This window comes from Geomonas sp. Red276, assembly GCF_054784495.1.
This window is the reverse complement of the sequence record NZ_BLXW01000064.1, coordinates 1-8426: the sequence shown is the minus strand read 5'-3', so window position 1 is coordinate 8426 and position 8426 is coordinate 1. Positions and strand designations below refer to the sequence as shown.

The 8426-nt window shown below is 61.9% G+C and carries 6 protein-coding genes and 1 pseudogene; 3 read left to right on the top strand and 4 right to left on the bottom strand.

Going from position 1 to position 8426, the window contains the following annotated elements; all coding sequences use genetic code 11:
- Positions 1-121 (top strand): annotated as a pseudogene (locus tag ACYVL5_RS23080) (IS1595 family transposase); the annotation flags it as partial.
- A 1036-nt stretch (positions 122-1157) separates the two neighbouring features.
- Here the strand turns inward: ACYVL5_RS23080 and ACYVL5_RS23075 are convergent.
- Both ACYVL5_RS23075 and ACYVL5_RS23070 read right to left on the bottom strand, forming a co-directional pair.
- Complete coding sequence (locus ACYVL5_RS23075; RefSeq protein WP_460597899.1) at positions 1158-2555, bottom strand: sigma-54-dependent transcriptional regulator; 1398 nt, start codon at positions 2553-2555, stop codon at positions 1158-1160.
- The gene (locus ACYVL5_RS23070; protein WP_460597898.1) at positions 2552-4375 is read right to left on the bottom strand and encodes a transporter substrate-binding domain-containing protein; all 1824 of its coding nucleotides are present in this window, start codon (positions 4373-4375) and stop codon (positions 2552-2554) included. The genes ACYVL5_RS23075 and ACYVL5_RS23070 overlap by 4 nt, the downstream gene beginning before the upstream one ends.
- Before the next feature lie 282 nt (positions 4376-4657).
- Between ACYVL5_RS23070 and ACYVL5_RS23065 the strand changes: the two genes are divergently transcribed.
- Positions 4658-6283, top strand: a complete 1626-nt coding sequence (locus ACYVL5_RS23065) for a methyl-accepting chemotaxis protein (RefSeq protein WP_460597897.1) — start codon at positions 4658-4660, stop codon at positions 6281-6283.
- Positions 6284-6472: 189 nt separating this feature from the next.
- Here ACYVL5_RS23065 and ACYVL5_RS23060 read toward each other — a convergent pair whose 3' ends face one another.
- Together ACYVL5_RS23060 and ACYVL5_RS23055 are read right to left on the bottom strand one after the other, a co-directional pair.
- Positions 6473-6808 (bottom strand): hypothetical protein, encoded by a 336-nt coding sequence (locus ACYVL5_RS23060; protein WP_460597896.1) that lies wholly within the window; start codon positions 6806-6808, stop codon positions 6473-6475.
- 23 nt (positions 6809-6831) lie between these two features.
- Complete coding sequence (locus ACYVL5_RS23055) at positions 6832-7260, bottom strand: hypothetical protein (protein ID WP_460597895.1); 429 nt, start codon at positions 7258-7260, stop codon at positions 6832-6834.
- Positions 7261-8029: 769 nt separating this feature from the next.
- Here ACYVL5_RS23055 and ACYVL5_RS23050 point away from each other — a divergent pair.
- On the top strand, positions 8030-8362 hold the full coding sequence (locus ACYVL5_RS23050; RefSeq protein ID WP_460597894.1) for a hypothetical protein: 333 nt from the start codon (positions 8030-8032) through the stop codon (positions 8360-8362).
- Positions 8363-8426 lie beyond the last annotated feature (64 nt).

Below are 8426 nucleotides of genomic sequence, written 5' to 3'. Positions count from 1 at the left end.
TCAGTACCGCTTTAACCGTCGTTTCGATCTTGCTGCTATGCTTCCCCGCCTCGCTGCTGCCGCTGCCCGGACTGGCAGCCGACCAGAGCGGTGGTTACGCCTAGCGGAAGATTGGCGCTAATCAGGTAACTTAAAGCGTAAGGAATGGACTGAGCCTTGGCCACCAGCGTCCCGGACTCCTGGCCGGGTGCCACGGAAACCAGGAGTTGGGGTAGGTCGACAGGGATCTTCCATTTCTTTTCCAGCGGATCTACCAGTTCGTAACCGCTACTCCTGAGGATGGAGACGTTTCCGTTGGCGAATAATTCGACGTGCCTGATGACGTTTCTGAGGGTGGCGACCAGTTCCGCCGCAGCTTGGTCACGATAGGAGGTCTTCTGAGTCCCTCCGAAAGCGGCATCGTCCTGCGCTTTCTGAAGCTTCTCGATGTCCTCCGCGAGCTTCGCCAGGGCGGCGGCGAAAGCCTCCGTTATCAGCATGAAGTTGGCGTTGCTCGACATGCAGGTCTTCACATGCCGCGCCAGGGCAATGAGCGCCGGTATGGATTTCGGAAAACTCGTCTTTAGCCTCGCCATAAGGTCTCCTCCTCTCTGCCACCGGGTAGTGTTTCAAAAAATTAACCATTGTTAATTCAAATTGCAAGCGCCTCCAAAAGTTTTTTTAAATTCCCGGTGCCTGGACTTCGCCAGGGGAGGGCCAAGAGTCGGGCTTCCTGAGAGCCGGAGGTGGCGTGACCGTCTGACCGTTAGGATGAGGTTTACGACCGGTTGGTCGAGGCTCACGGCAGAGTAGTTTTTCTGAACGGCAATTCTGCGGTTTTGTTAGACTTTTTCTTTTAATGAACATGGCGGAGTTGGCGCGACCCACGGCGGAGTTGTCGTAGGGCACGACGGAGTAGGCGTGAGTCAGGAAGGAGTTGGCGGGAGTAGCGAAGAAGTGACCCCAACCTCACCCCGGCCCTCCCCCTTGGACGGGAAGGAGAGTTTTATCACGGGGAGGGATGGGTGGCTGGCGAGGAAAATCCCCCCCGTCCCCCCTTCGAGAAGGGGGGAACCGCTGGCGTTTCCGGTAAAGGAGAGTTCGGGACATCCTTGGCAGAGGGGAGGGATGACATGCCAAGGGAGAGGTCGGTCGGTAGTCGAGAGAGAAGGAGAGGCTTACTTTCCTTTCAGGCGCTTGCTCAGGGCGGGTTGGGAGATGCTCAGGAGACGGGCGGCGATAGTCTGATTGTTGCCGGCCCGTGCCATGGCTTCCTCGACCAGGAGATCGGCGGCCTCGCCGAAGGTGGGGAGCCGCTCGAGGCCCGCGAAGATGTTCCGTCCGGGGGCCACGGGGACTGCCTCGCGGGGGGCTCCCGGACCGATAGCCTTCTTGAAGGTCTCGAGGGAAAGGATCCGCTCACGGTGCACGCTCACCGCGTCGTAGACCATGGACCTAAGCTCCCTGACGTTCCCGGGGAAGGAATAGGTGGCGAGCAACTGGGCGAGCTCCTTGGGAGGGGTCGGCTTCTTCTTCCCCAGTGACTCGGCCGCCTCGGCCAGGAAGTAATCGATGAGTATCGGAATGTCACCCCGGCGCTCCCTCAGCGGGGGGAGCATGATCTGGTGGGTCCGCAGGCGGTAGTACAGGTCACGGCGGAAGAGACCCGCCTGTTCCTTTCCCTGCAGGTCGCGGTGGGTCGCCACGATGATCCGGGCCTTGAGGCGCTTGGGGCGGTCGCTCCCCAAGGGAAAGTACTCCCCCTCCTGGAGAAGCCTAAGCAGCTTCACCTGGGAAGGGATGCTCAGGTCGCCGATCTCGTCCAGGAAGAGGGTGCCGTCGGTAGCCTCCTCGATCATGCCGCGGCGGGCCTGGTCGGCGCCGGTGTAGGCACCCCGGATATGTCCGAAGAGGGTGTCGGCGAACACGGTGTCGTCGAGTCCGGCCACGTTGACCGCCACCAGCGGACCGCTGTTGCCGCTCAAGGTGTGGACGGCCCGGGCCACCAGTTCCTTGCCGACCCCGCTCTCGCCGGTGATGAGCAGGGGCTGGCGGCTCTTGGCCACCGCCTCGATGTAGTTGAAGATCCCCAGCATGGCCCGGTCGGCGGTCACGATGTTGACGAAGGCCTCGGGGTGGCGAAGCTGGCCGGAGAGGAAGCGGTCGGAGATCGCCTGGTTCTCTCCCTCCAATTCCAGCATCCGGATGGCCCGCAGCACGCCGGTCACCAGCCGGTCCTCCTCCACCGTCTTCACGAAGTAGTCGAAGGCGCCGAGCCTCATGCAGCGGACGGCGGTCTCCAGCTGGTTCATGCCGCTCACCACGATGGTGAGGATGTCCGGGTGGTGCTCGGCGATCAGGTTGAGGAGGGCCTCGCCGCTCAGGTGAGGCATGGTGAGGTCGAGCAGTACCAGCCGGACGTCGCCCTTGGCCAAAATGGCGGGGACCTCGCGGCTGTCCGAGCAGGTCTGTATGTTGTTGATCCCGGCGCGGGCCAGGGTCAGGCTTACCGAACGCATCCAGGCGGGCTCGTCGTCCACCAGCAGGATCGAGAAATGGGGTACCGGTGCGGTCATGCTGCTTCTGCTCCTTGTTGGGCGTTGAGGGTCAGGGTGGCGGTGGTGCCGTGCCCCGGCTCGGAGTCGAAACTGAGGGTCCCGCCGTGCTCCTGGACGATGCCGGCGGAAATGGAGAGGCCGAGTCCGGTCCCTCCGCTCTCCCTCTTGGTGGTGAAGAAGGGGTCGGTGAGGCGGTGCAGGAACTCCTGCGGAATACCCACCCCCTGGTCGGCGACGGTCAGGCGGACCACCCCCGCCTCGCGGTCCGCGCTCGTCTCGATCCTGATCCCCTGTTCGGGGGAGGGGAGCGCCTGGCAGGCGTTGATGAGGAGATTCACCACCACCTGCTCGATCCGCTGCGGGCTGCCGAGCACCCGCGGGAGCTCGCGTCCGTAGAGGCAGTCGAAGTGGTTGGTCGACTTCCTGATCGAGGTTTCCATCAGGCGGACCGCCGCCTGCACCACGGAGTTCAGGTCGAACGGCTCCATCCGCGGAGCGCTGTCCTGGCGGGCGTAGTTCTTGAGGTCCTCGACGATCCTCTTGATGCGGGCAGCTCCTTCGCTCATGTCCTCCAGCATCTGGGGAACCTCGTCCCGCATCCTCGAGTAGTTGAGTCCCCCCAGCATGAAGTCCCCCTCGTGCTGGTAGCGTGTCTCGAGGGTCTCGGTGGCGTCGTGATAGACGTCCTTCAGGATCGGGAGGTTCAGGAGGATGAGCCCGTTGGGGTTGTTGATCTCGTGGGCCACGCCCGCTACCAGCACACCCAGGGTCGCCATCTTGTCGGCCTGGATCAGCTTGTCCTGGTGGAGCCGGAGCTCCTCCAGGGCGCGGTTACGCTCGGCGACCTCCTGGGCGAGCTCGTTGGTCCGCTCCTCGACCCGCTTCTGCAGGGTTCTCGACCAGACCCCGGTGGCGATCAGGATGGCGAGCAGGGGGAAAAGCACCATGGCGCCGTATTTCACCACCCGGTCGCGGGTCAGCCGCTGCTCGTTGATCCCCAGCCACCGGTCGTAGATCGCCTCGTACTGTCCGTTCTGCTTCAGGATGGCGAGCCCTTCGCTGAAACGGGTGATGAGCTCGGTGTTCCCCTTGGCCACCCCGTAGCAGTACTTTTCGGCCGCCACGTTTTTGGCCACCTGCACCACGTTGGTCAGGTGGTGCTGGTTGATAAGGAACATCCCCGGCAGGGTCGCCACCACGGCGTAGTCGCACTGGCCGGAGGCGAGCAGGCGGAGCGCATCGGCGGGGGAACGGGTCAGCACCAGGTCGGGCCCGAGGCCGAGCTGACGGAGGGTGTCGTGCATGATCCCTTCCGCGAAGACGATCACCTTCTTGCCGCGGAGATCCTCCAGCTTGGAAACCGCGGGGGTCCCTTTGCGGGCGAAGATGGAGTGATGGACGATGGTGTGGGGAGGGGAGAAGTCAATGACCTGGCTCCGCTCCTCGGAGAAGGAGACCCCCTGCAGGATGTCGATCTGCCCGACCGGGAGTCCGGCCCGCAGCTTGGACCAGTCGTCGAAGCGGAACTCCACCTTGATCCCCATCACGTCCGCGATGGCCCGGGTAAGGTCGACGTTGTAACCGGCGGGCTTGCCTTTGGCGTCCAGGAACTCGTAGGGGGGATAGGCCCAGTTGCCCCCCACGACGATGGTCTTGCCGCTCGACGGAGCGGCGGCCGGTGCGCTTCCCGAGGCCCAGGAAGACGGAACGGCGACGAAGAGGGCGATCAGCCAGAGAAATCCCGCCAGCCACCGGGCGGCTGCGTGGAGGTCGAGGGTTGGGACGTGGGGCCGCCCTGGGGGGATGCTGAAACGGTAGCCATGGATGCGGAGGGTCATCGGGGACTGAAAACCTGTTGCCGTTCGAGGGTTGGACAGGTGGCAGAGGGAGACGTGCGGTTCCACCATACCATATCGCGAGGGGGAAAAGAAATATGAGAATTGTTCTCCCGGGGGGAGGGGGGGAGCCGGACAAGGGGACACGAGCCCAATATCCGCCAACACTTCACGTTTGCGCCTAAAGGTTCGCGATCACCGTCCGATCAGGGTAAAGAGTTCAGCACGGCTTTCCGCGGTCTTTGCCGACGGGTGCAATCGAATCAGAGACCTCCGGGAGGAGAAATGAGAATCCGTGATATGAGAATCAAGACCAGGCTGTCGTGGGGCTTCGGCTCCATCCTGGTGGTCGTTGGTGTAGCGGTGGCCGTAACGGTGTTCATGCTGGCCAAGATGGTGGAGCGGTCCCAACTGATCAAGGATGAGGCCCTTCCTTACACCGTCACCGCCGACCGTCTGGCCTTCGACACCGTACAGGTGCAGCAGTTCCTCACCGACGTGAGCGCCACCCACAATCCGGATGGTTACAAGGATGCCGACCTGGCCGCCAAGGAGTTTACCGAGGGGCTCGCCCGCTTCGAGGAGAAGGCGACCCGCGACAGGGACGAGAAAACCGTGCAGGCGGTTCGCGCCATGCGGGAGGACTTCAACCGCTACTACGAGCTCGGCAAGAAGATGGCCCAGACCTACGTGACCCAGGGGATCGCCCAGGGCAACGTCATCATGGAGGATTTCGACAAGAGCTCGGAGCGGATCACGGAGCGGGTCAAGGATTTCCGGCTGGCCCAGATAGCCCAGGCGAACGGACTGGCGGATACGACCGTGAAGAGCGCTCATCGGCTCGAAGAGGCCTTCATCATCATGGGGATCTTCACCCTGGCGCTGGGGGTGCTGGTCTCTCTCTTCATTTCGAGGAGCATTACGGTCCCCCTGGCCGACGCGGTACGGGTGATCGACCAGGTTGCCGCCGGCGATCTCACCGTCAAGGTCGCGGACGACGCCCAGGACGAGATCGGATACCTCGCGGGACGGGTCAACCACATGGTGGACGACATGGCGACGGTACTCTCCACGGTGGCCGGCGCCTCGCAGCGGCTCGCCTCGGCGGCGGCCGAACTCGAGGCCTGTTCCGGGGACATCAGGTGCACCATGGAGGAGGTGTCGGCACAGTCGGTATCGGTCGCCCGGGCGAGCCTGGAGCTGGCGGACAAGTCGGGTGACATCGCCCGTAACTGTGTACTCGCCGCCGAAAGTTCCTCGGAAGCGAACGACTCGGCCAGGGGAAGCTCCGGGACCCTGGAGGGGACGGTGACCGGCATGCGGCAGATCGCGGACCGGGTGAGGGAGTCGGCCGAGAGCGTCACCAAGCTCGGGAGCCAGTCGGAACGGATCGGGGAGATCATCGGGACCATCGAGGAGATCGCGGACCAGACCAACCTCCTGGCGCTCAATGCGGCGATCGAGGCGGCCCGCGCGGGCGAGCAGGGGAAAGGCTTCGCGGTGGTGGCCGACGAGGTACGGGCCCTGGCGGCGCGGACAACCAAGGCAACCAGGGACATCGGCGAGATGATCGGTGCCATCCAGAACGGGATCCAGGAAGTGGTGGCCGGGATGGGACAGGGAGTGGCCGAGGCGGCGCACGGGACCGAGGAGGCGGCCAAATCCGGGGCGGCCCTCCAGGAGATCCTGAGCAAGATCGGCGCCATCTCGGTGGAGATCAACGCCATCGCTCAAGCGGCGGAGGCCCAGTCGGCGACCACTTCCGACGTGAGCGGCATCGTGCAGGAGATCACCCGGGCGGTGGAAGAGTCGACGGTAGGGGTGCAGCAGTCGGCGGACGCAGCAAAGGAACTCGCGAAAATTGCCGAAGAGCTGCAAGGGAAGGTGCGTCAGTTCAAGGTCGCGGTATAAAGGAGGGTCTTTACCCTCGCCCCCTTTGGGGGAGAGGGTGGCCGGAGGCCGGGTGAGGGTAGATTTTAAACCCTCCCTCACCCCTGCCCCTCTCCCCTGAAGGGGCGAGGGAATACGGTTCCCCTGCCCCTTGAAGGGGCGGAGGGTGAGGGGCGCGAGGGGATGTGGGGGATGGGAAGGGTGAAGACGTTAGGGGGCGGTGTCGATCATGCGCTTGACCTCGAACTTCTCCGCTCCCCGCTGGCACTGAAGGTCCACTTGCGAATTCTTTCTGAAGCTTCCTCCCGGGTTCCTGCGGGCGGCCCGGTTCTGCTTGTCGCGGGCGATCTGCCGGCAGTTTTCCAGGATCTGCTGCACGTCCTGGCCGACCACCCGGTCGACGTCGAAGCGGTGGGGCCTCGCCACCAGACCCTCTCCCTGGATACTGGTAATGCTTCCCCGGCAGACCACCTCATCGGCCCGGCCATCGGGGGCGAAGCAGGCGGCACCCAGCACCAGTAACATTCCCACGGTCACCTTCCTCATAAACGCCTCCTTGGCGGTATTCTTTACTCTTCCTGGCTGGCGCCGATCGCGCTGTGGCGCCGGGATCTCCGGTATTGTCCCGGTTGGCGCGCGGGAGGCGCGGCGACCGCGGGAGTGGAGGGTAGCGTCTGCTGCACGACGGGTGCTGCGGGGGGGGGATTGACCGGGGTGGCTACCGGGGGGGGCGGTGCGGCCAGCGGGGCCGATGATGGCGCCGACGGGTTGGCTCCCCCAGCTGCCGGAGGCTGGGCGGGCTGATTGATGGCCAATCCACCTTTCTTGCCGGTGGCGACGTCGAGCACCCTGGCCTTTTTCAGGTACCGGGTCGGGATCTCGTTAAGGCTATTGGTGAAGTGTTCAGTCCCCCGCCCATCGCGCCAGGTATAAAGCGTCTCGCCAAAAGCGGAAGAACTCCCGCCCAAAAGCATCAGCAGTGCCACCAATCTCTTCATCAATTCCCTCCTCGCTTTACAACCACGAGACATTATTCAGGATAACTCCCCACCTATCAACTGGAAAATCTGAATGTTGGATGCTCCAACCGCAGATGTTGCCGTAATGCGGCCACTTTGCCGCTGCTTTCTTTCCGTAGAGCACGCAAAACATCTTTGGTCAGCACGAAGCCCATCTTTTCGCGCGAACATGGTTGGTCGTTGCCCCACACCCTTCCAAAATGTTGGTGGGTGTTTTCAAAAAAGAGCAGCGGCCTATTTACCGGAGGGTGTCGCGAACTTTTTCGACTCATCACAACACCAGGCGCTTGATGGCGTGGGAACGATAATTGGATGCTCAGACATATTCCATGATGTAAGTCCAACTGTCGTCAGCCCTCGACCGCTTCCACACCTTGTCTTTTGAACTAATTGGGTTTGAAATCATTTTAACTTTACAAGATACAGACAATTACCTATAGTGCGCTGCACCTAAATTAAATATTTGTTTCTTAAACAAGGCAAATATTCCTTGCCATCAGACTGCCATGTGGGTGTGGCTTGAATGGGATGACGGCACGGGGGGGAGTGGTTTGGCTGCAAGTTTGTCTAGTATCAGCATCCGGGCTCATGACCAGATATCGGTGAGTTAAAAAGGGTCAGTGGGGCTGTCCGGCTCCGGTGGCTGAGCTACGGAAGCTAACTAAGAGCTCAAAATGAAGGGGTAAAAGAGATGCTGATGACACAGGAAAAAAACGATTTTGTCTCGAAACCGAGTCAGGAGGAGTGTATGAACCGATTGCGAGGTGGCGTAACTATCCAGCCGATACTCGTAACAATGACCAGGCTCTATACTCCTGGAACCTTTCTCGGCAACATAGGCAAAGATACGTTTTGGATTCAAAAATGGGAGAAAGGCTTTAATTCTTTTTTCCCGTTGTTTCGTGGCACCTTTGTACAGACCTCGGATGGAACAAGAATAATTGGGAAGTTTACCCTCCATCCAGTCACGAGGGTTTTCATGGGGGGCTTTATGTTAGCTTCTGCCTTGTTGACGGCCCCCTGTGTCAGGATAGTTGTCGCCTCTGAGGGGCCGTTTGGTTTTGGTTTTGTGACGATGTGAGGCGGTGAGCGAAGCGAGCTCGCCGGCGCCTCACGGAAATCGCGAACTGAAGATCCTGCCGCCC